The organism is Nonomuraea roseoviolacea subsp. carminata, assembly GCF_024172185.1.
GTDB classification, from domain to species: Bacteria; Actinomycetota; Actinomycetes; order Streptosporangiales; family Streptosporangiaceae; genus Nonomuraea; species Nonomuraea roseoviolacea.
Genome location: NZ_JAMZEC010000001.1, coordinates 726,810 through 753,143, shown reverse-complemented (window position 1 = coordinate 753,143; position 26,334 = coordinate 726,810). Strand labels below are relative to the sequence as shown.

The window sequence follows — 26,334 nt, the reverse complement described above, 5'->3', positions numbered from 1 at the left end:
ACCGGCGCGCCGGCGGCCCGCGCCACTCACACGACCGGAGACCCGCGTCGCTCACCCGACCCGAGACCCGCGCCGCTCACCCGACCCGAGACCCGCGCCGCTCACACGACCAGGGGCGGGCGCGTGGCCGGGCCCCGGGTGCCGTCATAGGCGTCCCAGGCCGCCGCCAGGCCGGCCACCGCCCGCGACAGCTCCTCCCGCGGGAACAGGAAGTGCAGCCGCATGTACTCGGCATGGCCGCCGAGCGGGTCGAACGAGCGCCCCGGCGGCACCGCCACCCCGTGCCTGAGCGCCACCTGCGCGAACGCGTCGACGTCGCCGCGCGGGATCCGCACCCAGATCGTCTGCCCGCCCGTCGCCGGCTCGAACGACCATGACGGCAGGCGCGCGGCCAGCTCGGCGCACAGGTGGTCGTGGCCGTCGCGCAGCTCGCGCACCCGCGCGGGCCGGATCTCCGGCAGCCGTCGCAGCAGCGCCGCCGCCGCGACCTGGCCGAGCACCTCGCCGCCCAGGTCGTGCACGGCCCGCAGCCGCGCCAGCCGCGACACCAGCGGCGCCGGCGCGCGCACCCACCCGACCCGCAGCCCGCCCCAGACCACCTTGCTCAGGGAGGCGATGGTGATGACCTGCTCGCCCCTGGCGTACGAGGCGACGGGCGGCGGGGTCTCGCCCGAGAAGCACAGCTCGGCGCAGACCTCGTCGTCGATGATCGGCACGTCGTGCTCCCCGGTCAGCCGTGCCAGCCGCCTGCGCTCGCCCGCGGGCAGGGTGGCGCCGGTGGGGTTGCTCGCCGTCGGCACGGTGTAGACGAGCGACGGCCGCTCCCGCAGGGCCGCCGCCAGGTCGGGCGCCGGCCCGGACCCGGAGGCCGGGGCGGTGAGGGTCACCGGCTCGGACCGGGAGGCCGGGGCGGTGAGGGCCACCGGCCGCACCACCGCGGCGGCGTGCCGGAACACCTCCAGCGCCCCCGGGTACGTGGGCGACTGGGTCAGCACCGTGTCGCCGGGCGCCAGCAGCAGCCCCGACAGCAGCGTCAGCGCCTGCTGCGCCCCCGTCGTGACCAGGATCTCCTCCGCCGTCGTCGGCAGCCCGCGGCCGCGGTAGTAGGCGGCCACGGCCTCGCGCAGCTCCGGGTTGCCCGCCGGCTGGTACCCCAGGTCGCGGATGCCGGCCAGCCGGCCGACCGCCTCCTCGTACGCCTCCGCCAGCACGGCCGGCGGCCGGTCCGGCGACGCGCAGGTCAGCAGGCTCACCCCGTCCGGTGGCTGGAGGATGTGCAGGAGGAGGGGGTTGGCGCGCACGCTGTCGGCCGAGCGGGAGGCGGGCAGCTCCAGCGGCGCGACCCGGGTGCCGCTGCCCTGGCGGCGCGTCACGCGTCCCTCCTGCTGGAGCAGGTCGTACGCGGCGACGACGGTGCCCCGGCCGACGGCCAGCCGGCGCGCGAGCGTCCGGTCGGGCGGCAGCGGCGTGCCGGGCGGCAGCACCCCGTCGTCGACGAGGGCCCGGAACCGGGCGGCGAGCAGCAGGTAGAGCGGCCCGCGCCCGGACGCCCACCGGCCGAGCAAGTCGACCAGGTCATCGATGCTGACATTGGCCCCGTTCATGGACCAATTCTGCCGCATTGGATCTGACAGAGGCCACCTCGAACGGACATCCTGGACGACATGAGCGAACTCCGACCTGAGACCCGCGTCGTCCACCCGCCGCAGCCGCCCGTCGAGGACAGCCGGCCGATCACGATGCCGATCTACCAGACGTCCGGATTCGTCTTCGACGACCCGGCGGTGATGGCCGACGCGATGGGACGCCCCGACGGCCCGTTCGTGTACGGCCGCTACAGCAACCCCACCGTGCGCGCCCTGGAGAGCGCCGTGTCCGGCCTGGAGGGCGGCGTCGCGGCGTTCGCCACCGGCTCCGGCATGGGCGCCATCAACACGGTCCTGTACGCCCTGCTCAAGCCGGGCGACCACGTGATCGCGCAGAAGTCCCTGTACGGCGGGACCGCCGCGACGCTCAACGACCTCGCCGCCCGCTTCGGCGTCACCGTCACCCACGTGAACGAGGCCGACCCCGGCGCGGTGCGCGAGGCCGCCCGCCCCGAGACGCGGATGCTGTACCTGGAGACCATCTCCAACCCGATGACGCTGGTCGCCGACCTGCCCGGGATGTGCGCGGCGGCCCGCGAGCTGGGCCTGGTCTCGGTGGTCGACAACACCTTCGCCTCGCCGGTGCTGTGCCGCCCCATCGAGCACGGCGCGGACATCGTCGTCCACTCCACCACCAAGTACCTGTCCGGGCACACCGACGTGGTCGGCGGCCTGGCCGTCTTCCGCGACCACGAGCTCCACGAGAAGGTGTGGCACCACTCCACCGTGCTCGGCGCCTCGGCCGACCCGTTCCCCGCCTGGCTCACGCTGCGCGGCATGCAGACGCTGGCCCTGCGCATGGAGCGCCACTGCTCCAACGCCCGGCTGCTGGCCACCCGGCTGGTCGAGCACCCCGCCGTGTCCGCGGTCCACTGGCCGGGCCTGCCGTCGCACCCGTCGTACGAGATCGCCGGCAAGCTGCTGCCGGACTTCGGCGGCGTGTTCTCCTTCGACCTCGCGGGCGGGCGCGCGGCGGGGGAGAGGTTCATGAAGTCCGTACGGCTCGCCCTGCTCGCGCCGTCGCTGGGCGGCGTCGAGACGCTCACCATGCACCCGGCCACCACCTCGCACCGCTCGCTCGACGCCGAGGCCCTGGCCCGGTTCGGCATCGGCGAGGGCACGGTCCGCATCGCGGTCGGCATCGAGCACCCCGAGGACCTGTGGGCCGACATCGAGCAGGCGTTGGCAGACTAGTCATCGCGCTGTGCCCTGGCCCGATCGAGAAGGAGCCCCCCATGACGGTGACGTACGAGGACGTGACGGGCGCCGCCCGGCGGATCGCGGGGCACGCGCTGCGCACGCCGGTCCTCGAGGTGTCACCGGGGTTGTTCCTGAAGCTGGAGCAGCTCCAGCACGCCGGGTCGTTCAAGGCGCGCGGCGCCTTCAACCGGATCCTGTCCGCGGGCGAGCTGCCGCCGGCCGGCGTGATCGCGGCCAGCGGCGGCAACCACGGCCTGGCCGTCGCCCACGCGGCCCGGGCGCTCGGCGTCCGGGCCGAGATCTTCGTGCCCGAGGTCACCAGCCCCGTCAAGGTGGCAGGGCTGCGGGCGCTGGGCGCGCAGATCCGGCAGAGCGGAGCCCTCTACGCGCAGGCCGCCGAGGCCGCCGCCAAGCGCGCCGCCGAGACGGGCGCGCTCGCGGTCCACGCCTACGACCAGCCCGAGGTGGTCGCGGGGCAGGGCACGCTCGGGCTGGAGCTGACCGGCCAGGTGCCGGGGCTCGACACGATCATCGTGGCGGTGGGCGGCGGCGGGCTCGTCGCCGGCGTCACGGTGAGCAGCGGCGCGCTGGGCGGCGGCGCGCTGGGCGGCGGTGCGCCCGGCGAGGGCGGCACGGCGAGCGGCGATGCGTCCGGCGACGGGACGCCCGGTGCTGGGACGCCCGGGGGCGACGGGACGTCCGGTGCTGGGACGCCCGGGGGCGACGGGACGTCCGGGGGCGACGGGACTCCCGGTGCTGGGACGCCCGGGGGCGACGGGACCTCCGGTGACGGGACGCCCGGGCCGAGGATCGTCGCCGTGGAGCCGGAGCTGTGCCCGACCCTGCACGAGGCGCTGCGCGCGGGGGAGCCGGTCCAGGTGCCGGTCAGCGGGGTGGCGGCCGACGCCCTCGGCGCGAGCCGCGTCGGCGGGCTGGCGTACGGGATCTGCTCGCGGGCCGCCGCGGAGGGGCGCCTGGCCAGTGTGCTCGTGCCGGACGAGGCCATCGTCGCGGCGCGGCGGGCGCTGTGGGAGCGCCACCGGGTGGTGGCCGAGCACGCCGGCGCGGCGGCCTACGCGGCGCTGCTGTCGGGCGCGTACACGCCGGCGCCGGGGGAGCGGGTCGCGGTCGTGGTCTGCGGCGCCAACACCGACCCGTCCACCCTGAACGCGGAGTGAGATTCGTCGCATGCCTGCCCCGGCTCGGCCGGGGAGTCCGCGCGGCTACCGGAAAGCGGTGCCGCCCGGCGGCCGGAGGGCGGCCGGGCGGCGGCGGCGAAGGTGACCGGAGCGGTCAGCGGTAGGTGTGCTCCGGGGCGGGGAAGGCGCCCGAGACGACGTCCGCCGCGAAGGCGCGGGCCGCGCGGTCGAGGTCGGCCGCCAGGTCGCCGTACTTCTTGACGAACCTCGCGGGATGCGGCGTGAGCCCCATGAGGTCCTGCCAGACGAGCACCTGCGCGTCCGTGGCCGCGCCTGCGCCGATGCCGATCGTCGGGATCGACAGGGACGCCGTCACCCGCTCGGCCAGCTCGGCCGGCACGCACTCCAGCACCAGCGCGAACGCGCCCGCCCGCTCCAGGTCCTTGGCGTCCTTCATCAGCTCCTCGCCCGACTCGCCGCGCCCCTGGACGCGGTAGCCGCCGAAGACGTTGACGGACTGCGGGGTGAGACCGAGGTGGCCCATGACCGGGACACCGGCCGACACCAGCGCCTCGACCTGCGGCAGCACCCGGTGGCCGCCCTCCAGCTTGACCGCGTGGGCCCCGGCCTCCTTCAGGAAGCGGGCCGCCGACTCCAGGGCCTGCGCCGGCGACGCCTGATAGGAGCCGAACGGCAGGTCGGCCACCACGAGCGCCCGTGAGGAGCCGCGTACGACGCCGGCCGTGAGGGGCAGCAGGTCGTCCACGGTGACGGGGACCGTGGAGTCGTAGCCGTAGACGACCATGGCCGCCGAGTCGCCGACGAGCAGCACCGGCACGCCCGCCTCGTCGAACACCCGCGCCGTCATGGCGTCGTAGGCCGTCAGCATCGGCCACTTCTCGCGGCGCTCCTTGGCCGCGGCGAGGTCGCGGACGGTGACGCGCCGCCCGGCGGCGCCGCCGTACAGGGAGGTGGGGGTGGGTGGGGGCATGGTGGAAGAAGGCATGTCGAACGCTCCAGAAAGTCTCGAGGCGCCCCAGTGGCGTACCCGGACCCTTCGATGATGCCACCCGCGAAAACCGGTGGCGAGACTGTCGGTGCCGCTTGCCACAATGGGTGCGGAGGTAAGCAATCACCATGGCTCTCGAACCTTACCGGCGTCTGCTCAGGCTGCCCGGCGTCCGCACCCTGCTCCTCGTGGGCCTGCTGGCCCGCGTCCCGTCGACCGCGACGGGCATGGCGCTGACGCTGCACGTCGTCGAAGGCATGCGGCTCGGCTTCGGGCAGGCGGGGCTGGTCACCATGGCCAGCACGGTCGGCATGGCCGTCGGCTCGCCGTTATCCGGGAGGTTCGTCGACAGGCACGGGCTGCGCCCGGTGCTGGCCGTCACGACCGGCGCGCAGGCGGCGTTCTGGGCGTGCGCGTGGGCGCTGCCGTTCCCGGCGCTGGTGGCCGCGGCGGCGCTCGCGGGCCTGCTGGCGCTGCCGGTGTTCAGCGTGATCAGGCAGTGCCTGACGGCTCTGGTGCCGCCGGAGCAGCGCCGCATGGGCTTCTCGCTCGACTCGATGATCGTCGAGCTGTCCTACATGACGGGGCCCGCGCTGGCCGTGGCCGGCGTCACCACGTTGGGCAGCGGCCCCACCATGGCCGTCATCGCGGGCGGCATGACGGCCGCCGGGCTGGGGCTGATCGTGCTCGACCCGCCGACCCGCTCGGCCGAGGAGCTCGCCGCCGAGCAGGTGCGGGTGCCGAGGCGGCGCTGGCTCACGCCCGGACTGGCCGCGCTGCTCGGCACGGCCGCCGCGGCCACGTTCGTGCTGACCGCCAGCGAGCTGGCCCTCGTGGGCACCATCAAGAACGCCGGCCAGACCGCGTGGGTGGGGCTGGCCGTCGCCCTGTGGTGCGTGTACTCCCTGCTGGGCGGGTTCGTGTACGGCGGGCTGAGCCGGGGGTTCTCGCCGCTGGGGCTCATCGCGGGGATGGGGCTGCTGACCGCGCCCGTGGGCCTGGCCGCCGGCGACTGGCGGTGGCTGGTCCTGGCGATGCTGCCCGCGGGTCTGCTGTGCGCGCCGGCGCTGTCGTCCACGGTCGAGGCCGTGAGCGGGCGGGTGCCGGCGGCGGCGCGGGGCGAGGCGATGGGCCTGCACGGCACGGCCCTGCTGGTCGGCGGCGCCCTGTCCGCGCCGATCGCGGGCGCCGTCATCGACGCGCACGGACCTGCCTGGGCGTTCGCCGTGGCGGGGGCGGTGGGCGTGGTCATGGTGGGGGTGGCGGTGCCGTTCTGGCGCGGCCGCTCGGCGGAGGCCAGCCGGACGACGACGGAGGAACCGGCCCCGGCCACCGCGACCCCCTGACCCGCCGGGCGCCGCTCCGCCGAGGCCGCGGCGTGCTGCCGTCTCCAGGCCCTGGGCGCGCGTCGCGTGCGGCATGTCCCCTGAGCGCGACATGCCATCGCAGCCCTGCGCGGCGCCTCCTTCAGCGCCTGCTCCCCGGTGCGGCGCCCCTGCGGGGCCCGTATGTGGTGCTCGCCTCTGCGTGGGGCCCGCACCCGCGTAGGACTTCTGCGCCGATCCTCCCCAAGAGGAAACCCTCCCTGAGCTGGGCGTTCAACGATCGGGGTGGGCGTGATCGGGACCGGGTGACCAGCTTTCGAAACGACACCGTTGCGTATCGGAATATTCTTACGATACGCTCGCGTTGCGAAACATTGACGTATCGAAATTGGAGTTCGCATGGAAACCCACGCAGGCCATCCGCGCCGGTGGACGATCCTCGGAGTGCTGGTCTTCAGCCTGCTGGCGGTCGTGCTCGACAACACCATCCTCAACGTGGCGATGAAGACCATCGCCGACCCCACCCACGGCCTGGGCGCGACCCAGAGCGAGCTGGAGTGGGCGATCAACTCCTACACGCTGGTGTTCGCAGGACTGCTGTTCACCTTCGGCGTGATCGGTGACCGCACCGGCCGCAAGCGGATGCTCTTCGTCGGCATGGCGCTGTTCGGCCTGGCCTCACTGGCCAGCGCCTACTCCCAGGACCCGACCCAGCTGATCCTGGCCCGCGCGGCGATGGGCATCGGCGGCGCGGCGATCATGCCGGCCACCCTGGCCATCATCTCGAACGTGTTCCCCCCGTCCGAGCGCGGCAAGGCGATCGGCATCTGGGCGGGCGGCGTCGGCCTGGCCGTGGCCATCGGCCCCATCACCGGCGGCCTGCTGATCGAGCGGTTCTGGTGGGGCTCGGTCTTCCTCGTCAACGTGCCGATCGTGATCATCAGCATGTTCCTGATCGGCTTCATCGTGCCCGAGTCGCGTGACCCCAAGCCGTCCAAGCTCGACCCGGTCGGCGTGCTGCTGTCGATCATCGGTCTCGTCGCGATCGTCTACGGCATCATCCGCGGCGGCGAGCTGGCCACCGTCACCGACCCCGAGGTCTACGTCCCGACGCTCGTGGGCGTCGCGGTGCTGGCGGTCTTCGCCTGGTGGGAGCGGCGCATCGACAACCCCGTCTTCGACGTGCGCAACTTCGGCAACGTCCGCTTCAGCTCGGCCATCGGCATGATGGGCATGGTCTTCTTCGCGATGATGGGCGGGATGTTCTTCCTGACCTTCTACCTGCAGATCGTGCTGGGTTTCAGCCCGGTCCAGGCGGGAGCGCTGATGATCCCCTTCGCCGCGGCCCAGCTCATCTTCGCGCCGCTCAGCCAGCGCGTGAACCAGCGTTTCGGCGCCAAGCTCGCCTCCGGCGTCAGCATGGCGGTGATCACCCTGGTGCTCGCCAGCTACGCGCTCCTCGACCAGGACACCCCGGTCCTGCTCATCGAGGTGATCTTCTTCATCCAGGGCGCCGCGATGGCCAACATCATGCCGCCCGCCACCACCGCCATCATGGAGTCGCTGCCCCGCGAGAAGGCCGGCGTCGGGTCGGCCATGAGCAACACCGTCCGCCAGGTCGCCGGCGCGCTCGGCGTGGCCGTGCTCGGCTCGGTGCTGTCCTCCAGCTACCGCGGTGAGATCGCCCCGCACCTGACCGGCCTGCCCGAGGCCATGCGGCACGCCGCCGGTGAGTCGCTCATGGCCACCGACGCCGCCGCCAAGGCGCTCGGCGCGCGCGGCCAGGGCCTGATGGCGCCCGCCTACGACGCGTTCATCCACGGCATGCACATCACCGCCCTGGTGTCCGCGGTGATCGCGCTGGTCGGCGTGGGCGTGGTCTTCCGGTGGATGCCGGGCAAGCCGGCCCCTGTTCAGGAGGCCGAAACGAGGGAACCAGCGGTAGTGTGAGGCCGCGATGACGACGCAGGAGATGACGCACGGGACGGCCGGGCAGGCGGTGGCGGGAGCCGGCCGCCCGGCGGGCCGCCCCCGCAGCGAGAAGGCCGAGAAGGCGATCATCGAGGCCACCCTCGACCTGATCGCGGAGGGCATGGGCGTGGCCGAGCTGTCCATCGAGGCGATCGCCTCAAGGGCCGGGGTCGGCAAGACGACCATCTACCGGCGCTGGTCCAACAAGGAAGACCTGGTCGCCGACTCGCTCGCCACCCTCAAGGCCCCGCTGCCGCCCGTCCGCGGCGTCTCGGTGCGCGAGGATCTGATCACGCTCCTCGCGGCCATGCAGAACGAGGCGGGCCAAGACCGTACCCGATGCCTCATGAACGTCGCCATGAGCGACGCCGACCGCTACCCGCGCCTCATGGGCCGGTTCGTGAAGGTCGCCGTCGAGCCGCGCAGGAAGGCCGTGCGCGACGTGGTCCAGCGCGGCGTCGACACCGGCGAGCTGCGGCCCGACATCGACGTGGACGTGGCGCTCGCCTCACTGTCGGGCGCCATGCTCTGGTACACCAAGTGGGGCAACGCCGAGCTCACCGATGGCCTCGCCGAGCGGATCGTCGACCAGGTCCTGTCCGGCATCGCCTCGCGCTGACCGCCTCTCCCGCACTCCTACGGCCGCCCCGGGTTCCCTCCGGGGCGGCCGTCGCCGTTCCCGGGCCACGCGGACAAAGAAGATCATCTGGCTCTAGGCAGAACGTGAGCCCTGTTCTAGTGTCGCGGCCATGCCCCCCTTACGCCCCTTGCCCAGGCCCCCCTTACGCGGCCTTCTCCGCCGCGTGGGATCAGTAGCCGCCCTCACCGCGGCTCTGCTGCTCCCGGCGGGGGCCGCCCTGGCCCACGAGGAACGGCCGGTCACCCTGCCGGACGGATCGGGCAGCGTGCCGGCGCTGCGCACCGGCGAGCCCGACCTGCTGGTGTGCAAGACCGACGAGGCCGACTTCGCCCGCCGCGTCGCCGGTTTCCCGGCCGAGCTGCGCGAACGCAACCTGACGCTGTTCCGGCGATGTCTCAAGGACGGCGTCAGGCACCTCCAGGAGGCCGTCGACAGGGTGGACCGGCCCGGGATGACGATCGCGATGCTGCCCGGCCTCTACCGCGAGGAGCCCAGCCAGGCCGCCCCGACCGGCGCCTGCGCCCGGCTGCCCGCCCGCTGGTCCACCTGGGGCTACCAGATCCTGTCGTTCGAACAGCAGCAGCAGTGCCCCCACAACCAGAACCTCGTCGCCGTCCTCGGCAAGAAGGACCTCCAGATCGAGGGCACCGGCGCCGGACCGCTCGACGTGATCGTGGACGCGGAGTACCGCAAGCTGAACGCCATCCGCGCCGACCGTACCGACGGCGTCTACTTCCGCAACCTCACCGCCCAGCGCACCACGTTCAACTCCCTGTACGTGCTGGAGACCGACGGGTTCGTCATCGACCGGGTCCTCACCCGCTGGAACGACGAGTACGGCTTCCTCACCTTCGCCAGCGACCACGGCCTGTACACCGACTGCGAGGCGTACGGCAACGGCGACGGCGGCCTGTACCCGGGCAGCGCCTCCAACCTCAACGAGGGCCGCGGCCACGACGTCCCTCGCTACGCGATCGAGATCCGCCGCTGCCGCAGCCACGACAACGCGCTCGGCTACTCCGGCACCGCGGGCGACTCGATGTGGGTCCACGACAACGAGTTCTACGACAACATGGTCGGCGCCACGATGGACAGCCTGTGGCCCAGCCACCCCGGGCTCCCGCAGAACCACGCCAAGTTCGAGAACAACAAGATCTACGACAACAACCGCGACTACTACCGCTACACGCGCGACGGCACGTGCGCCAGACCGCCGGCCGAGCGCGGCTACGAGCGGGGCGTGGTCTGCTCCCAGGTCGGCGTGCCGCCGGGCACCGGCGTGATCGTCGCGGGCGGCAACTACAACATCTTCCGGGACAACCAGGTCTGGGGGCACCGCGGGGCGGCGTTCCACCTGTTCGGGGTGCCCGCGTTCATCCGCGGCGAGAGCCGGCTGGACCGGCAGGCCGACACCTCCGACTTCAACCGGTACGAGGGCAACGTGCTCGGCGTCGCCCCGGACGGCCGGCGGCGGCCCAACGGCCGCGACGTGTGGTGGGACGGCCAGGGCACGGGCAACTGCTGGCAGGCGCGGGCCGCGCGCACCAGCCCGGCGGCGCTGCCGCTCTGCGCGGAGCGGGCGCCGGAGCTGTCCGGCGGCTCCAGCAGGTGGCTGGCCGAGCCGGTCAAGCTCACCAAGCTCTACCTGTGCGCCGACTTCAGCGCCCAGGCGGCGCGGCTGCCCGCGGGCTGCGACTGGTTCGGCGCGTCGGGGCTCGGCAAGGTGGAGACGCAGCTCGCGCTGGGCGGCTCGCTCGTGCTCGGGCTGCTGGCCGTGCTGTTCTGGGCGCGGGCGGGCCGTATGACGCCCGTTCGCGGAGAGGGCCGTATGACGCCCGTTCGCAGGGAGGGCTCACGCCGCGGGCGCCGGCTCGTGGTCGCGGGCACCGTCCTCGGGCTGGCCGGGCTGGTCCTGGACGTGGTGGCGGCGGCCGTGGACGACACGCTGCTCGCGGGGGTGGCGCTGCTGCTCATGGCCGGGTGGTGGCTGTGCCTGGGCGCGGCGGTGCTGAGGGACCGGCGGGCGTTCGGCTGGCTCACGGTCGCGCTGGGCGTGCTGGCGCTGGCCGACGCCTACGACCGGCTGGTCCGGCTCATCCCGGTCATCCCGCTCGGGCCGGGCTGGTTCCGGGGGCTCCTCGTCGGGGTGTGGGTGCTGTGGGCGGTCGTGGTGCTCGCGCCGCGCCGTACCCGTTCCGCCGGGAAGTCCGCCGTGGAGGCGGAGGTCGCGGCATGAGGCGGCGGCTGACCGGATGGGCGGCGGTCGTCCTGCTGGCCGCCGGGTGCGGGCCGCTGTCGCAGACGCACCACAAGCCGGGCAACAGCCACGAGGTGGCCACCGCCCCGCCGGGCGGGGGCGGTCAGGGCGGCGAGGCGCGGGCGGTGATCACCGTACGGGCCGGGCGGGTGAGCCCCCCGTCCGGCTGGCTGGAGGCGCGGCGCGGCCAGACGGTCGCCATCACGGTCACCAGCGACGTCGCCGACGAGTTGCACGTGCACGGCTACGACCGCACGGCCGAGCTGCGACCCGGTCAGGCCGTGACCGTGCGCTTCCGGGCGGACCTGACCGGCGTGTTCGAGGTGGAGACGCACGAGAGCGGCCTGGTCCTCACCCAGGTGGCGGTGCGGTGAGCGGCGCGGGGGTTCTGGCCCAAGGGGGCGGCCTGCCGGCCCTGGCGCACGGGGTGGGCGAGCGCAGCGACCTGCCCATCCCGCTCTTCTACGCCTACGCCGGGGCGTTCGCCGCGCTGGTCGTGTCGTTCCTGGCGCTCGGCCTGCTGTGGGCGGACTCCCGCTTCAGCGGCGACCGGGCGGGGCGGGCGATCCGCGCGCGGCTCCCCGCCCGCCCGGCCCGCGTGGCGGCCCTGCTCGCCGCCCTCTACACCGCGGGGTGGCTGCTGGTGGGCCCGGCCGAGGGCAACGCCGGCCCGTACCTCGTGTACGTGCTGTTCTGGGTCGGCCTCGTCCCGGCGTCGCTGCTGTTCGGGCCGGTGTGGCGGACGGTCAGCCCGTTCCGGCTGCTGCCCGGCCGGCCGCGCCGCCCGCTGCCCGCCCGCCTCGGCTACTGGCCGGCCGCCGCCGGGCTGCTCGCGTTCACCTGGACGGAGCTCGTCGCGCCCGCGCCCGCCGCGCCGCCCACGCTGCTCGCCTTCTGCGCGGTGTACGCGGCGGCGCAGGTCGCGGGCACGCTCGCCTACGGCCACGCCTGGCTCGAACGCGGCGACCCGTTCGAGGTGTACTCGACGCTGATCGGCCACCTGTCCCCGCTCGGCCGGCGCGCGGACGGCACGCGGGTGCTGCGTGGCCCGTTCGACGGCCTGGACGCCGTGCGGCCCGCCCCCGGCCTGGTCGCGACCGTGTGCGTGCTGCTCGGCGGCACCGGCTACGACGGCTTCTCCGGCGCGCCCGCCTGGGTGAACGCCCTGCAGACGAGCCCGCTCGGCCGCGCCGGGCTGGGCACGCTCGGCCTGCTCGCGGCCGTGGCCGGGGTGGCGCTGCTGTACGCGGCGTGCCTCGGCGTGGCCGGCCTCGTCGGCGGCACGCGCGGCCTGGCGCCCCGCTTCGCCCACTCGCTGGTGCCCATCGCGCTCGGCTACCTGGTGGCCCACTACTTCTCGCTGCTCGTCTTCGAGGGCCAGCGGGCTGTCATCCTCGCCCTCGGCCTGGACCGGCTCGGCGTGGAGGTGGACCGGGACGTCGTCGGGCCGGGCACGATCGCCACGGTCCAGGTGCTGGCCATCGTGGCGGGTCACGTCGCGGGGGTCGTCGCGGCGCACGACCGCTCGGTCCGGCTCCTGCCGCCGGAGCGCGCGGTGGCGGGGCAGATCCCGCTGTTCGTCCTCATGCTCTGCTACACCCTCGGCGGCCTCACCCTCCTGTTCGCCGCATGAGTCGTACGGGCTGTCGTCTGGCACCGGACACGCGTTTCTGCTTTGATATCGCTATTGCAAATAACTCGCATTAAGCGATGGATCGTTGGAGGAGAGCGCGCCGATGGGTCAGTACACCCTTCCGGACATGCCGTACGACTACGCCGCCCTGGAGCCCGCCATCACCGGCGAGATCCTGGAGCTGCACCACGCCAAGCACCACGCCGCGTACGTCAAGGGCGCCAACGACACCCTCGAAAGGCTGGCCGAGGCCCGTGACAAGGGCGAGTTCGGCGGCCTGGTCGGGCTGGAGAAGACGTTCGCGTTCAACCTGTCCGGGCACGTGCTGCACACGATCTTCTGGCAGAACCTGTCCCCGGACGGCGGCGACCGCCCCGACGGTGAACTGGGCGACGCGATCGTCGAGCACTTCGGCTCCTTCGAGGCGTTCCAGAAGCAGCTCACCACCGCCACCGCCACCGTGCAGGGCTCCGGCTGGGGCGTGCTGGCCTGGGAGCCGCTGGGCCGCCGCCTGGTGGTCGAGCAGGTCTACGACCACCACGGCAACGTCGGCATGAACACCACCCCGCTGCTCGTCTTCGACGCCTGGGAGCACGCGTACTACCTGCAGTACCGCAACGTCCGCCCGGACTACGTCGAGAAGCTGTGGGGGCTGATCAACTGGACCGACGTCATCGCCCGGTTCGACGCCGCCCGCGGCGTCTGACCCACCCTGTGCCGGCGGCGCTCGCCCGGCCCGAGCTTGGTCCGCGGGGCCGGGCGGGCGCCGCTTCTTCCAGATGCCGGCGATCGAGGCGCGCCGCATCGCGGCGCGCCCCCCGGCGCGTCATCCTCGCGGCGTCACCTTCGCAGGGGACGGTGCCGCTCGGCGCGGGCGCCCACGTTCCAGTCCTCGTCGCGCACCATCTTGAGGACCGTCTCGACGAGCAGGAAGCCCATGCTGAAGACGATCGCCACGGCGATCAGGAGAATGAGAAAGAAGCCGATGTTCATGAGATCCCCCAGTTATCCAGCGTAATCCTTATTTCGGTCACCGGCGGGGATCGGTTGCCTTCGGTTTCCGGGCCTACCAGGTGACGGGCAGCTCCACGTACCCGCTGGTCAGCGACCCGGTCCGGAGCCGCAGCCGGTCGGCGGGCACCGCCAGGCGCAGGTCCGGAAACCGGGCGGCGAGCCCGGAGAAGACGGCGCGCAGTTCGAGGCGGGCCAGCGGCGCGCCGACGCAGTAGCGCGCCCCGTGCCCGAACGACAGGTGCCCGGCCGCCTTCCGCGTGATGTCGAGGTCGCCGGGCCGCTCGAAGACCGCGGGGTCGTGGTTCGCGGCGGCCGTGTCCAGCAGGACGAGGTCGCCGGCCGCGACGCGGGCCCCGCCCACCTCGAAGTCCGCGCGCGCGTAGCGGGGGATGCCGGCGCCGCTCGACGTGGGCGCCCGCAGGATCTCCTCGACCGCGCCGTCCACGAGGCCCGGGTCCGACGCGAGGGCGCGCCACTGCCCGCGGTCGGCGAGGAGGAGCGCCGCGCCGAGGCCGATCTGCGCCACCGTCGTCTCGTGGCCGGCGAACAGCAGCGTCATCGACCGGCGGGCGATCTCGTCGTCGTCCGCGCCGGGCCAGGCGCACAGGCGGGAGATGACGTCGTCCGCCGGTTCCCGGCGTTTGCGCCCGACGAGCTCCCTGCCGTACGCGTAGAGCGCGGCCAGGCCCTGCGCCGAGCGCGCGTTGTCGGTGGTGTCGCCGGCGGCCTCGGTCCAGGCGCGGAAGCGGTCCCGGTCCTCGTACGGGACCCCGAGCAGCTCGCAGATGACGAGGAGGGGGAGGGGCAGGGCGAGGGCGCGGTGGAGGTCGGCGGGCGGGCCGTCGCGTTCCATGGCGTCGAGCAGCCGCGCGGTCAGCTCCTCGACGCGGGGCCGGAGGGCGCGCACGCGCGCGGGGGAGAAGTGCGGCTGGAGCATGGCGCGCAGCCGCGCGTGGTCCTCGCCTTCGGTGGCGTGGTCGCCGCTCGGCCCGCCGAACAGGGCGGACTCGCCGATCCGCGCGGCGGAGGACGGGTCGGGGTGCGAACGTCCCAGGCGGTCGTCGTCCAGCAGGCGGCGCGCCAGGTCGTAGCCGGTGACGCGCCACGCCTCGTCACCCACGGCGGTGCGCACCCGCTCCATCGGGCACGGCGAGGAGCTTTTGTTGACTCGCATGTAAACAACGCTAGTTGTTACCTTCGGAGTTAACAAGAGGGGGACGGATGGAGACCGTGCGGAGGATGCGCCGGGCCGAGCGCCGGCAGCAGATCATCGACGCCGCCGCCCGCACCTTCGCGCGCACCGGCTTCGGCGCGACCAGCCTGGAGGCCGTGGCCCACGAGGCGGGCATCAGCAAGGTCATCCTCTACCGGCACTTCGAGTCGAAGACCGACCTCTACCGCGCCGTGCTCGACCGGTGCCGGGAGCGGCTCGTCGAGCAGGTCGGGGACGACCACTTCGACGCCGGGACCATCCCCGCGCTCGTCCGCGCGGCGGGCGCCGACCCCGACGGGTTCCGGGTGCTGTTCCGCTACGCCGCCCGCGAGCCGGAGTTCCGCGACGTCGTCGACTCCTTCACCGCGACGTCCGTCGAGCTGGCGCGCCGGGAGCTGGCCGAGCGGATCCCCGACCCGGCGTGGGCGGGCTGGGCGGCGCGGCTGGCCTTCACCGTGACCGTCGAGGGCGTCCTCGCCTGGCTGGACACCGGCTCGCCGGACGCCGACCCCTCCGGTCCCGCGTCCTGCGCCGATCCCTCCGGCCCCGGCCCGTCCGGCGCCGGCCCGCTGGACCCGGGCGTGGCCGCCGAGCGGATCACGCTGGCGGTGCGCGGCGTCATCGGAGCAGCCGCGAAGGAGCTGTGATCACGGCGAGGGCGCATTGACAACGTCCCCTCCGGCAGCATGCAATATATTGCATGCCGGTCCCCAAGAGACGCGGGTACGTCTCCCGATCCCTCCTGCGTGACGACGCCTACCGGGCGATCCGCGACGCCATCGTCGACGGCACCCTCGCGCCCGGCGAACGCCTCAGCGACGGCGACCTCGTGGAGTGGCTCGGCGTCAGCCGCACCCCCGTGCGCGAGGCGCTGGCACGGCTGGAGCAGGCCGGTCTCGTGCGCACCAAACCCGGCCGCTACACGATCGTCAGCCCGCTCGACGTGCGCGCCGCCCGCGCGGCCCGGTCCGTGACGTCCGCCATGCACGAGCTGGCCGTACGCGAGGCGCTGCCCGGCCTGTCGGCCGCCGAGCTGGACGCCATGCGCGCCGCCAACGAGCGCTTCGCCGACGCGCTGCGCCGCGACGACGTCGAGGCGGCCATCGCCGCCGACGACGACTTCCACGGCGTCCTGGTCACCGCGAGCGCCAACGCCGCCATCCGCTCCGTCCTGGAGCAGTTCACGCCGATGCTGCGGCGGCTGGAACGGCTGCGCTTCTCCTCGCTGAGCGGCCGGCGCTCGGTCGCGCAGCACGAACGGATCATCGCGCTGTGCGCGGCGGGCGACGCCGAGGGCGCGGCGGCCGCCACCCGCGCCAACTGGGAGACCCTCGATCCCCTCCTCGACGCCCTCCCCGACGAGCCGTGAGAGACCACCAGGCAAGGAGCGACAGATGCCCCTCGACGACTTCCCGCGCTATCCGCTGCTGTTCGGGCCCAGCCCCGTCCACCCGCTGGAGCGGCTGAGCGACCACCTCGGCGGCGCCCGCGTCTGGGCCAAGCGCGAGGACTGCAACAGCGGCCTGGCCTTCGGCGGCAACAAGACCCGCAAGCTGGAGTACCTCGTCGCCGACGCCCTGGCCCGCGGCGCCGACACCCTCGTCACCATCGGCGGCGTGCAGTCCAACCACACCCGCCAGGTCGCCGCAGCCGCCGCCAAGGCCGGGCTGAAGGCCGTGCTGGTGCAGGAGAGCTGGGTGGACTGGCCCGACCCGGTCAACGACAAGGTGGGCAACATCCTGCTGTCGCGGATCATGGGCGCGGACGTGCGGCTGGTCCAGGCGGGCTTCGGCATCGGGTTCAAGGAGAGCTGGCAGCAGGCCCTGGACGACGTCCGGGCGGCCGGCGGCACCCCGTACGCGATCCCCGCCGGGGCCTCCGACCACCCCCTCGGCGGGCTGGGCTTCGCCGGCTGGGCGGAGGAGGTGCGGCGGCAGGAGGAGGAGCTGGGCGTCTTCTTCGACACGATCGTGGTGTGCAGCGTGACCGGCAGCACCCAGGCGGGCATGATCGCCGGCTTCGCCGGTCAGGACCGTCCCCGCCGTGTCCTCGGCATCGACGCCTCCGCCAAGCCCGCCGAGACCCGCGCCCAGGTGGAGAAGATCGCCCGTGCCACGGCCGAGCTGGTCGGACTCGGCCGCGACCTGCGCGACGACGAGATCACCTTGCTGGAGGGCTGGGCCGGGGACGTGTACGGCGTCCCCGTCCCGTCCACCGTGGACGCCATCCGGCTCACCGGCCGCCTCGAAGGCGTGATCCTCGACCCCGTGTACGAGGGCAAGTCCATGGCGGGCCTCGTCGACCTCGTGCGGAGCGGGGAGATCCCGCGCGACTCCACGGTCCTGTACGCCCACCTGGGCGGCCAGCCCGCCCTCAACGCCTACAGCGGGGTCTTCCGCTGACCGGCCCCGGGAAGGGCCGGTCAGCGGGCCCGGGCTGTGGCCGTCGGTCGTTCCCACGCCCGGCGGGCAGGTGAACGACGCGGCGGCCTCGGCCACCGGCGCGGTCGCGACGCCGGCCCCCGCCGGCGCCGTCGCGACCGCCGCCGCCGCTACCAGACCCTTCATCGACCTCTTCAGGATCCTGACGTCCCTTCCCGGTCGGATTCGTCCCGTGCCTCATGCTCGGGGGTCCGGCCGGGCCGGACCAGGACACCCGGAGGGCATGCGCCGGGGATCTCCCGCCGTCCCCACCGTCATCGGATCCTGGACAGGTCGATCAGATAGAGCCGGTCGCCCCGCAGGTAGCTGAGGAGCCGGCCGCTCGGATCGGTGGACGGCAGGCTGATCATCTGGCCATCGCCCCGGATGCCGAGGTCGCCCGCCTTGCCGGTGTCCACGTCGTAGAGCCCCACGCCCCTCGGGCCGCCGTCGCCGTACGTCGAGACGAAGAAGCGGTCCTGGGTCGGCGGCTCCATGAGGGCCACCCGGCCGGGCAGGACCTTGGACGCGGAACCGTCCCGGTGCCGGACGAGGCTCCGGCCGTCGGCGCCCTGGCCGAAGCAGAGCGTCACCCCGCAGATCTGGATCTGCTCGCCGGGCTCGGTGACGGCCGTCCTGGTCTCGCCCGTCTCGACGTTCAGGATCCGGGCGTACTCGGTGCCGTGGGGCTCGCCGCCCTGTCCTGGCGTGCCGATCCACGGCCAGGCGAGCAGGTGCATCCCGGCGCCCTGCTCGACCGGCTCCACCGGGCCGCCCGCGAGGGGGACGGAGAAGACGCCGCCGGTGTAGAGCGAGAACACGATCCTGTCGCCGGCCACGGCCAGCACGTCGATGCCGCTGCCGTCGCCCTTCTTGATGCTCCGGGTGCCGACGAGCCGCGGCTTCCCGCCGTCCACGGGCACGGTCCACAGGCCGGCGACGCGGTCCTTGCCGCTGCTCCACCAGGCCACCTGACCGTTCCCCACCGCGAACCCGTTGGCCAGGCCGTACCCGTCCGCGGACTCCGGCAAGGTGACGATCTCGCGTTGCGCGCCGCTGTCGAGGTCGTAGGCGTACAGGGCGGCCGCCCACCCACCCCTCGCCGTCACGGTGACCATCAGCGCCGTGCGGTCGTCGATCATCGCGGCCGGCCGCCAGTCCAGGCCGCCGGGCCCCTTCGCCGGAGCCGTCAGCACGGCCCGCGGCCAGACCTGCTCCACGGAGGCGTCCGGCTTGGAGGAGAGCGGCTGCGAGGCGGGCACGGCGGTGATCGTGTCGCCTCCGCGCGTCACGGCCGCCACCCCACCGGCGGCCAGGACGACCGCGGCGGCGGCCAGCGCCGTCCTGGCCCGCCGCCTCCTGCGCCGGTGAGCCGCCACCAGCCGCTCGGCCAGCAGCGCGGGCAGCCGGGGCGCCTGCTCCTCCGCCTGGCCGAACGTCCTGCGCAGCGTGTCCTCGACCTCGGTCATCGTACGTTCCCCCTCGTCATCGGGTCGGCCGGGACGGCGGCGCGGAGTTTGTCCAGAGCGCGTGCGGCCTGACTGCGCACGGTCCCCCGGGAGATCCCCAGCACGGCGGCGATCTCGGCGTCGTCGAGCTGCTCGTAGTAGCGCAGCACCAGGACCGCGCGCTGCTTGCGCGGCAGCCCGGCCAGCGCCTGCCACATCCTGCGCTCGTCGCCGCCGGACAGCCGGTCGTGGTGCTCGAGCTCCGGCAGGTCCCAGGCGAGCAACTCACGCCGGCGCAGCCGCCAGGTGGCGATGTGCAGCCGGGCCATCGTGGTACGGGCGTAGCCCTCCGGGTTCTCCTTGCTCCGCAGCCGCGGCCAGGCGGCCCGCACCTTCAGCAGCGCCTCCTGCACCAGGTCGGCGGCATCGTGCGGATTGCCGGCCAGCATGTAGCCGTAGCGCAGGAGCGCGTCGCCGCGTTCGGCGACGAACTCCGCGAAACGGGAATCTGCATCCAAGACTCGTCGCCCTTCGTCGTTCCTTCACCGTTCAGAGGGACGAAGGGGGAAAACTGTTGCACGTGCGGGCTGTGACCAGGGGCGGGAGTTCGCTTCTCCGAGAGCCTTACCACCGCGTGCTTCTGACCGTGTTCGGCAGGACGCGGTGGCGCCGGCCGAGCCGCGACCCGCGCGGAGCGCGCCCCCGTGAGGGCCTTGCCCGTAGCGGGCCCCGGGCCCGGAAGGGGTCAGGTGGTCTCGCGCCAGCGGTTGGTGATGGGCAGGCGGCGGTCGCGGCCGAAGTTCTTCGGGGTGATCTTCGGCCCCGGCGGGTACTGGCGCCGCTTGTACTCCGCCAGGTCCACCAGCCGGATGACCCGCGCCACCAGCTCCGGGTCGTGCCCCGCCTCGATGAGCTCGCGCGAGCCCATGTCCTTCTCGACGTAGTCGTCGAGGAGCCGGTCCAGCACCTCGTACGGCGGCAGCGAGTCGGTGTCGCGCTGGTCGGGGCGCAGCTCGGCGCTGGGCTCCTTGGTGATGGAGTTCTCCGGCACGGGCCGTTCGGCGCGCAGCAGGAACGACGGGTCACTGTGCTCGTTGCGCCACCGGGACAGCTCCCACACCATCGTCTTCGGCACGTCCTTGATCGGCGCGAAGCCGCCCGCCGAGTCGCCGTAGAGGGTGGAGTAGCCGGTGGCCAGCTCGCTCTTGTTGCCGGTGGTGAGCACCAGGTGGCCGTGCTCGTTGGACAGGCCCATGAGGATCATGCCGCGGACGCGGGCCTGGAGGTTCTCGGCGGCCAGGCCCGACAGCTCGATCTCCTTCTCGAACGCGTCCACGATGTCGGCGATGGGGACGACCCGCGCGTTGACGCCCTGGCGGCGGACCAGCTCCTCGGCGTCGGCGAGCGAGTGGTCGGAGGAGTAGCGGGACGGCATGAGCACGACGTGGACCCGGTCGGGGCCGATGGCGTCGGAGGCGATGGTCGCGGTCAGCGCCGAGTCGATGCCGCCGGACAGCCCGAGGATGACCGACTGGAAGCCGTTCTTGGCCACGTAGTCGCGCACGGCGAGCACCAGCGCCGCGTAGACCTCGGCGTGCAGGTCGAGCCGGTCCGCGATGACCGGAGGCTCCGGCTCGTACGGCGGGACGGGCTCGGGCGACAGCACCAGCCGCTCCACGGTGATCGTGGACCCGTCGCCCGCGTCGAACGGGTACCTGCCGGGCTCGGCGTCCGACACCGGCAGGTCGAGGTCCACGGTGAGCAGCTCCTCCCGGAACTGCCCGGCCCGCGCGACCAGCTCGCCCGAGGCGTCCACCACCAGGGAGTCGCCGTCGAAGACCAGCTCGTCCTGGCCGCCGACCTGGTTGACGTACACGAGGGCGCACCCGGCCTCGCGCGCCCGCCGCGCGCACAGCTCCAGCCGGACGTCGTCCTTCTCCTTCTCGTACGGCGAGGCGTTCGGCACGACGAGCAGCCCGGCGCCGGCCCGGCCGACGACGGACACGGGGCCGCCCTCCTGCCAGAGGTCCTCGCAGACGGCGACGGCCACGTCGACGCCGTGCAGCCGGAAGACGGGCAGCCGGTCGCCGCGGACGAAGTAGCGGTACTCGTCGAAGACGCCGTAGTTGGGCAGGTGGTGCTTGGCCGTGCAGGTCACCACCTCCCCGCGGTGGAGCAGCGCGGCGGCGTCGAGCGGCGCGCCCTTGGGCTGGCCGACGCGCGGCGCCAGCCCGGCCCGGTCGACGTGGCCGACGACCACGGGCAGCTCGCCGAGCCCCTCGTCGCGCAGCCGGGCGGCCGTCTCCCGGAGCGCCCTGATGCTGGCGTCCACGAACGAGGTGCGCAGCACCAGGTCCTCGACCGGGTACCCGGTGAGGAACATCTCGGTGAAGACCACGAGGTGGGCGCCGCGGTCGGCGGCGTCGCGGGTCCAGGCGACGAGCTTGCCGGCGTTGCCGCTGAGGTCTCCTACGGTGGGGTTGGTCTGTGCCAGGGCGATGCGCAGTTGAGCCACACGTCCAGCCTAATACGCCATGATTTTCGGCACCCCGGCGGTGAAGATCGGGTCATTTCCTGATCGCGCCTCCCGGGGTGACCAGGCCGGACTCGTAGGCGGCGACGACGAGCTGCGCCCGGTCGATCAGCCCGAGGTGGTCGAGCAGCGCCGTCACCCGCGCGGCCACGGCCGGTTCGGGCAGCGCGAGGGTCCGCGCGATCTGCTGGTTCGTCAGGCCGCGGGCCACGAGCTTGAGCACGTCGATCCGGTCGTCGGACAGCCCGGCCAGGGCCGGGGGAGAGGCCGGGTCGGTACGGCCGGCGAACCCGGCGATCACGCGCGTCGTGACGGCCGGGTCGATCAGCGCGTCGCCGGCCGCGGCGGCCCGGATCGCGGCCACGAGCTGCTCCGGAGGGGACGTCTTCAGCACGAACCCGCTGACGCCCGCCCGCAGCGCCGCGTACAGGTTGTCGTCGCTGCCGAACGTGGTCATCACGATCACCTTGGGCGGCCGCTCGTCGGCCAGGATGCGGCGGGCCGCGGCCAGGCCGTCCAGGCGCGGCATCTGGATGTCGAGCAGCACCACGTCGGGGCGGGTGCGGCGGGCGAGCGCGATCGCCTCCTCGCCGTCGGCCGCCTCCCCGGCCGGCTCCAGTCCGGGCTCGTCGCTCAGCACGGTCCGCATGCCGGCGCGTACCAGGGCCTGGTCGTCGGCCACGAGCACCCGCAGCGCCGGCCCCGCGACCGATGCCGAGACCGGGGCCGGGGACGTGGCCGGGGCGGGGGAGGCGGGCTCCTCCAGGCGCTGGGCGAGCATGTCGCCCTCCAGCCGCTGCAGCCCGCTCGTCAGGTCCAGCCCCAGCTCGTCGCGCCAGATCGCGCGGGCCCGCCGCAGCGCGCCGAGCGCGTCGCCCTGCCGGCCCGTCCGGTACAGGGCCAGCGCCAGCAGCCGCCACGCCTCCTCGCGCAGCGGGTACGCCGAGGCGTGCGCCTCCAGGTCGGCGACCAGCGCCGTCGCCCGGCCGAGCGCGAGGCCCGCGCCGGCGCGCCGCTCCACGGCGACCAGCCGCAGCTCCTCCAGCCGGCCCGCCTCCGTGACGGCCCAGGTCAGGTCGGAGAACTCGGCGAGCGCGGGCCCCCGCCAGAGCGCGAGCGCCGCGTCCATGGCCTCCCACAGGCGCGCCGGGTCGCCGTCGGACTGGACGAGGTCCTCGAACCTCCAGGCGTCCACCTGGTCGGGCGTGGCGCGCAGCGCGTACCCCCGGGCGGCCGACACGAGCACCCCGGCCTCCTCGCGGGGCGCGCGGCCGGGTTCGAGGGCGCGGCGCAGGCGGGAGACGTACCCCTGGATGGTCGACAGCGCCTGCGCGGGCGGGTCGCCGGGCCACAGCTCGTCGATGAGCGTGGTCACGGGCACGGCGCGGCCGCCGGCCACGAGCAGGCGGGCGAGCACCGCCCGCTGCCGCTGGCCGCCGAGGTCGAGGGGAACGCCGTCGGACCAGGCATGGAACGGTCCCAGCGCGGTGAATGTCAGCATGGCAGAGGTAAGCGTAGAGCCCTTTGACGTCGGGGGATATGGCGATCTTCTACAGTGCTTCGTGAGCGGGTGGAGAACGGCTTCACGACGCGGGCCCGGGGCGCGCGTCACAGCGGGAGGTCCGCGCTGACCTCGGTGCCGCCGCCTTCGCGCGGCCGGACCACGCAGGTGCCGCCCAGCTCGGCGGCCCGCTCCCGCATGGACGACAGCCCCACGCCCGCCCGCGCGTCCGGCGGGATGCCGCACCCGTCGTCGGTGACGGTCACCCGCAGCACGTCGCCCCGGCCGGCGCCGTCGCCCGTGAGGGGGCCGCGCCGCAGCGCGACCTCGATCCGGTCGGCGCCGGAGTGCTTGCGGGCGTTCGTCAGCGCCTCCTGCACGATGCGGTACGCGGCCACCTCGACGGCCGCCGGCAGGCCGGTGAGGTCGCCGGACGCCTCGACCGGCGCTTCGGTCAGCTCCTCGACGGCCCCGGCCAGGCCGAGCTCGTCCAGCGCGGGCGGGCGCAGCCCGTACACGAGCTGCCTGATGTCGCCGGTGACGGCGTCCATGCCGTCGCGCAGGGTCGTGAGCAGCCGCGCGGCGCGCTCGGGCGACGAGTGGAGCGTCATGCGCGCCGCGTTGATCGACATGGCCATGCCGCTGAGCGACTGGCCCAGCCCGTCGTGCAGGTCGCGGCGCAGCCGCCGCCGCTCCTCCTCGCGCGCCGTGATGATCCGCTCGCGGGAGCGCTGGAGCGCGGCCGTCAGCCGCACGGCGTGCGCGGCGTCGGCGATGAACGGCGTGAGCGTGCCCAGCACCCGCTCGTCGTGCGCGGCCGCGAAGCGGCGCCGGTCCGTCGGTCCGACCAGCAGCAGGCCGACCGGCTCGCCGTGCCACACCAGCGGCACCGTACGGGCCGGGACGTCCAGCGTGCCCGTCACCGTCACCGCGCCGTCCACCTCGACGGCCACGCCCGTCACCGACAGCCCGTCGCGCAGGACCTCCAGCGTGGCCAGCAGCCCGTGGCCGGGATCGGCGAGCTGGAGCCGCAGCTTGAGCCGGTCGGCCAGCGCGTCCGGGTCGCCGGTGCTGCCGTAGAGCAGGCGGTCCACGCCGCGCAGGAACAGCCGGCGCATCGGGTGGAAGAACGCCCCGGCGAACAGCGCCGCCGCGAGCCCCGCCACCCGGTCCACCCCCGACAGGAACAGGCTGGACGCCGCACCGGCCGCCAGGTACACGCCGCCGATCACCACCGCCAGGCCGGTCCCGACCAGCGCCCGGCTGATCAGCGTGTCGATGCCGAACAGCCGGTACCGCAGCACCGCGACCGCGATCGCCGCCGGGATCAGCGGGATCCCCAGCGACGCCAGCCACCAGAACGGGTCGCCGAGCATCCACGGCAGCAGCAGCCCGGGCAGCGTCACCAGCAGCCACAGCAACTGCCGCCGCTCGACCGCGTCCCCCCGGGCGAACCGCACGGCCAGCGACACGAACGCCAGCCCCATGGCGGCCGCGACCGCCCAGTGGGCCGCCTCCCGCAGGGGAAGGCTGCGGACGGACACGGCGACCCAGTCGAGCGCGTCGCCGGCCAGCGCCAGCCCGGCCACCCACGCCCACCTCCTGCCCGGCAGCCTGCCGGTCGGGTAGAGGAGCGGCAGGAGGACGCCCAGGGTCAGCTCGCCGACCTGCCAGGTGACGTTGACGATCAGCCAGTCCAGCGCCGGGCCGTCGAGGAGCAGGTTGAGGTTCGCGGACAGGATGTTGGCCGCCGAGGCCAGCCCGCCCGCCACCAGCAGCCAGCCGATGACCAGGCGCGGCCTGCTGTACACGAGGATCGCGCCGAACACCGGGAACGCCGTGCCCGCGACGTCCTCGGGGGCGAACGGCAGCGGCGTGTACGACGGCTGCGGGAGCTGGGCCGTCACCCAGATGTTGGTCAGCTCGAAGACGACGGCGAGCGAGGCCAGGCCGATCGCCACCCCGCGCGCCCGTCCAGCGTGGCGCATCCCACCCGTCCTCTCACCCGGTGACCCTGCTGCTCGGGGAGGAAGGTATCGGACGGGTGCCATCATCCGATCAAAAGCCGTTCAACGTCCCCTGAACGTCGTTCGGTCCATACGACGACCGCAGGGCCGGGGAAGTTCGCGCGATCCCGGCGCCGGGGACGGCCGGGTCAGCGGCGGTGGAGCGGGATGACCTGGCCGCGCCGGCGGATGGCGGGGCCGAGGGCGAGCATGCCGGCCGCCGACGCGAGGCCCAGCCCGCCGACCGTGAACCACAGCGCCTGAGGGCTCACCCCCAGCAGCAGCCCGCCGAACAGCGGCCCCAGCACCGCGGACACCGACCAGGGGAACCCCTCCAGCCCCGCGTACCGGCCCCGAAGATGAGGGGGAGCGAGCCGGGCCACCACGGTCCCCGCGATGCCGGCCGTCACGATCTCCCCGGACGTCCACACCACGATCGTCGCCACCAGCCCCGCCACCGAGGTGACGAAGGCGGTGAGCCCGAACCCGGCTGCCATGATCATCAGTCCCAGGGCCAGCATCCGCGCCGGGTCGCGCCGCCCGATCCATCCGGACACCAGCGGCTGCGCGAGCACGATGATCACCCCGTTCAGCGCCATCGCCAGGCCGAAGTCGCCGGACGGGATGCCCACGACCCGGGTCATCGCGACCGGCAGCATCGTGACCGTCTGCGAGTACATGAGCGCGTTGCCCAGCATGACCAGGGTGAACGCGACCATGACCCGGTCACGCAGCACCACGCCGAACCCGCCGCCCGCCTCGCGCCCGACCGGCCGGGTCTCCGGCACGGCCCGCCACACCAGCGCCGCGAAGGCCACGCAGGTGGCCGCGTCGATCCAGAACAGCCAGGAGAACCCCATGCCGGCCAGCCGCCCGCCGGCGGTCATGCCGAACGCGTACCCCAGGTTGATCGCCCAGAACAACAGCCCGTAGGCGCGGGGCCGCTCCTGGGGCGAGACCAGGTCGGCGACCAGCGCGTTCGTCGCCGGGCGGTAGGCGTCGATCACCACGCCCAGCACGAACATCGCCGTCGTGATCATGGCGAGCGACGAGCTGGCGCCCAGCCACAGCATCGTGGCGGCGGTGGCCAGCATGCCGCCCGCCAGCGTCGCCCGGCGGCCGATCCGGTCGGCGAGGACGCCGGCGCCGAGCTGCGACACCAGCGACCCGGCGCCGAACACCGCCATCACGACCCCGGCCGCCGCCACGGACAGGCCGCGCTCCTGCGTGAGGTAGACGCCGGTGAACGGCAGGACCATGGTGCCCAGGCGGTTCACCAGCGTGCCGCCCCACAACGCCCAGAACGGGCGGGGCAGCCCGCCGAACGCCGACCGCAGGAAACCGGGCTTCTCAAGAACGGGGGTGCTCACGGGACCAAG

22 protein-coding genes are annotated in these 26,334 nt (G+C 74.0%); 12 read left to right on the top strand and 10 right to left on the bottom strand.

Going from position 1 to position 26,334, the window contains the following annotated elements; translation table 11 throughout:
* Window positions 1-101: 101 nt before the first annotated feature.
* Entirely contained in the window at window positions 102-1,604 is a 1,503-nt protein-coding gene (locus HD595_RS03460; RefSeq protein WP_301309431.1) for an aminotransferase-like domain-containing protein, read from the bottom strand.
* A 60-nt stretch (window positions 1,605-1,664) separates the two neighbouring features.
* On the opposite strand from HD595_RS03460, the gene HD595_RS03455 reads away from it, so the two are divergent.
* Window positions 1,665-2,840: a trans-sulfuration enzyme family protein gene (locus HD595_RS03455; RefSeq protein ID WP_253765526.1), complete on the top strand. Its 1,176-nt coding sequence runs from the start codon at window positions 1,665-1,667 to the stop codon at window positions 2,838-2,840.
* A 41-nt stretch (window positions 2,841-2,881) separates the two neighbouring features.
* Window positions 2,882-4,024, top strand: a complete 1,143-nt coding sequence (locus HD595_RS45535; RefSeq protein ID WP_301309430.1) for a pyridoxal-phosphate dependent enzyme — start codon at window positions 2,882-2,884, stop codon at window positions 4,022-4,024.
* A gap of 115 nt (window positions 4,025-4,139) precedes the next feature.
* Here HD595_RS45535 and panB read toward each other — a convergent pair whose 3' ends face one another.
* Window positions 4,140-4,991 carry a 3-methyl-2-oxobutanoate hydroxymethyltransferase gene (gene panB / locus HD595_RS03435; protein WP_253765525.1) on the bottom strand — a complete coding sequence of 284 codons (852 nt, stop codon included), beginning with the start codon at window positions 4,989-4,991 and terminating at the stop codon, window positions 4,140-4,142.
* A 131-nt stretch (window positions 4,992-5,122) separates the two neighbouring features.
* Here panB and HD595_RS03430 point away from each other — a divergent pair, with 131 nt between their 5' ends.
* The 7 genes from HD595_RS03430 to HD595_RS03400 all read left to right on the top strand — a co-directional run bounded on the left by HD595_RS03430 (window position 5,123) and on the right by HD595_RS03400 (window position 13,526).
* Complete coding sequence (locus tag HD595_RS03430) at window positions 5,123-6,340, top strand: MFS transporter (protein WP_253765524.1); 1,218 nt, start codon at window positions 5,123-5,125, stop codon at window positions 6,338-6,340.
* A gap of 378 nt (window positions 6,341-6,718) precedes the next feature.
* Window positions 6,719-8,269: an MFS transporter gene (locus HD595_RS03425; RefSeq protein ID WP_253765523.1), complete on the top strand. Its 1,551-nt coding sequence runs from the start codon at window positions 6,719-6,721 to the stop codon at window positions 8,267-8,269.
* Between the two features lie 7 nt (window positions 8,270-8,276).
* Window positions 8,277-8,909 (top strand): TetR/AcrR family transcriptional regulator, encoded by a 633-nt coding sequence (locus HD595_RS03420; RefSeq protein ID WP_253765522.1) that lies wholly within the window; start codon window positions 8,277-8,279, stop codon window positions 8,907-8,909.
* 184 nt (window positions 8,910-9,093) lie between these two features.
* Window positions 9,094-11,166 (top strand): right-handed parallel beta-helix repeat-containing protein, encoded by a 2,073-nt coding sequence (locus tag HD595_RS03415; protein WP_253765521.1) that lies wholly within the window; start codon window positions 9,094-9,096, stop codon window positions 11,164-11,166.
* Window positions 11,163-11,561 carry a cupredoxin domain-containing protein gene (locus tag HD595_RS03410; protein ID WP_253765520.1) on the top strand — a complete coding sequence of 133 codons (399 nt, stop codon included), beginning with the start codon at window positions 11,163-11,165 and terminating at the stop codon, window positions 11,559-11,561. Before HD595_RS03415 ends, HD595_RS03410 begins: the two co-directional genes overlap by 4 nt.
* Window positions 11,558-12,820 carry a hypothetical protein gene (locus HD595_RS03405; protein WP_253765519.1) on the top strand — a complete coding sequence of 421 codons (1,263 nt, stop codon included), beginning with the start codon at window positions 11,558-11,560 and terminating at the stop codon, window positions 12,818-12,820. The genes HD595_RS03410 and HD595_RS03405 overlap by 4 nt, the downstream gene beginning before the upstream one ends.
* 103 nt (window positions 12,821-12,923) lie before the next feature.
* Window positions 12,924-13,526 carry a superoxide dismutase gene (locus tag HD595_RS03400; RefSeq protein WP_253765518.1) on the top strand — a complete coding sequence of 201 codons (603 nt, stop codon included), beginning with the start codon at window positions 12,924-12,926 and terminating at the stop codon, window positions 13,524-13,526.
* A 134-nt stretch (window positions 13,527-13,660) separates the two neighbouring features.
* On the opposite strand, the gene HD595_RS03395 is transcribed toward HD595_RS03400, so the two are convergent.
* Window positions 13,661-13,813: a hypothetical protein gene (locus tag HD595_RS03395; protein WP_253765517.1), complete on the bottom strand. Its 153-nt coding sequence runs from the start codon at window positions 13,811-13,813 to the stop codon at window positions 13,661-13,663.
* Window positions 13,814-13,886: 73 nt separating this feature from the next.
* Window positions 13,887-15,008 carry a cytochrome P450 gene (locus HD595_RS03390; protein WP_253765516.1) on the bottom strand — a complete coding sequence of 374 codons (1,122 nt, stop codon included), beginning with the start codon at window positions 15,006-15,008 and terminating at the stop codon, window positions 13,887-13,889.
* Between the two features lie 47 nt (window positions 15,009-15,055).
* On the opposite strand from HD595_RS03390, the gene HD595_RS03385 reads away from it, so the two are divergent.
* The 3 genes from HD595_RS03385 to HD595_RS03375 are packed head-to-tail and all read left to right on the top strand — an operon-like array spanning window position 15,056 to window position 17,449.
* Entirely contained in the window at window positions 15,056-15,694 is a 639-nt protein-coding gene (locus tag HD595_RS03385; protein ID WP_253765515.1) for a TetR/AcrR family transcriptional regulator, read from the top strand.
* 53 nt (window positions 15,695-15,747) lie between these two features.
* Window positions 15,748-16,416 carry a GntR family transcriptional regulator gene (locus tag HD595_RS03380; RefSeq protein ID WP_253765514.1) on the top strand — a complete coding sequence of 223 codons (669 nt, stop codon included), beginning with the start codon at window positions 15,748-15,750 and terminating at the stop codon, window positions 16,414-16,416.
* A 25-nt stretch (window positions 16,417-16,441) separates the two neighbouring features.
* Complete coding sequence (locus HD595_RS03375; protein ID WP_253765513.1) at window positions 16,442-17,449, top strand: 1-aminocyclopropane-1-carboxylate deaminase; 1,008 nt, start codon at window positions 16,442-16,444, stop codon at window positions 17,447-17,449.
* A gap of 293 nt (window positions 17,450-17,742) precedes the next feature.
* Here the strand turns inward: HD595_RS03375 and HD595_RS03370 are convergent, their stop codons facing one another.
* From HD595_RS03370 to HD595_RS03340, 6 genes are all read right to left on the bottom strand, one after another.
* Window positions 17,743-18,936 (bottom strand): TolB-like translocation protein, encoded by a 1,194-nt coding sequence (locus HD595_RS03370; protein WP_253765512.1) that lies wholly within the window; start codon window positions 18,934-18,936, stop codon window positions 17,743-17,745.
* Complete coding sequence (locus HD595_RS03365; RefSeq protein ID WP_253765511.1) at window positions 18,933-19,433, bottom strand: SigE family RNA polymerase sigma factor; 501 nt, start codon at window positions 19,431-19,433, stop codon at window positions 18,933-18,935. Before HD595_RS03365 ends, HD595_RS03370 begins: the two co-directional genes overlap by 4 nt.
* Window positions 19,434-19,660: 227 nt before the next feature.
* Window positions 19,661-21,430, bottom strand: a complete 1,770-nt coding sequence (locus HD595_RS03360; protein ID WP_253765510.1) for an NAD+ synthase — start codon at window positions 21,428-21,430, stop codon at window positions 19,661-19,663.
* A 52-nt stretch (window positions 21,431-21,482) separates the two neighbouring features.
* A complete protein-coding gene (locus tag HD595_RS46580) occupies window positions 21,483-22,949 on the bottom strand; it encodes a BTAD domain-containing putative transcriptional regulator (protein WP_308211097.1) in 1,467 nt (488 codons plus the stop codon).
* Window positions 22,950-23,056: 107 nt separating this feature from the next.
* Window positions 23,057-24,937, bottom strand: a complete 1,881-nt coding sequence (locus HD595_RS03345) for a sensor histidine kinase (RefSeq protein ID WP_253765509.1) — start codon at window positions 24,935-24,937, stop codon at window positions 23,057-23,059.
* A 167-nt stretch (window positions 24,938-25,104) separates the two neighbouring features.
* On the bottom strand, window positions 25,105-26,325 hold the full coding sequence (locus HD595_RS03340) for an MDR family MFS transporter (RefSeq protein WP_253765508.1): 1,221 nt from the start codon (window positions 26,323-26,325) through the stop codon (window positions 25,105-25,107).
* Between the last annotated feature and the right edge of the window lie 9 nt (window positions 26,326-26,334).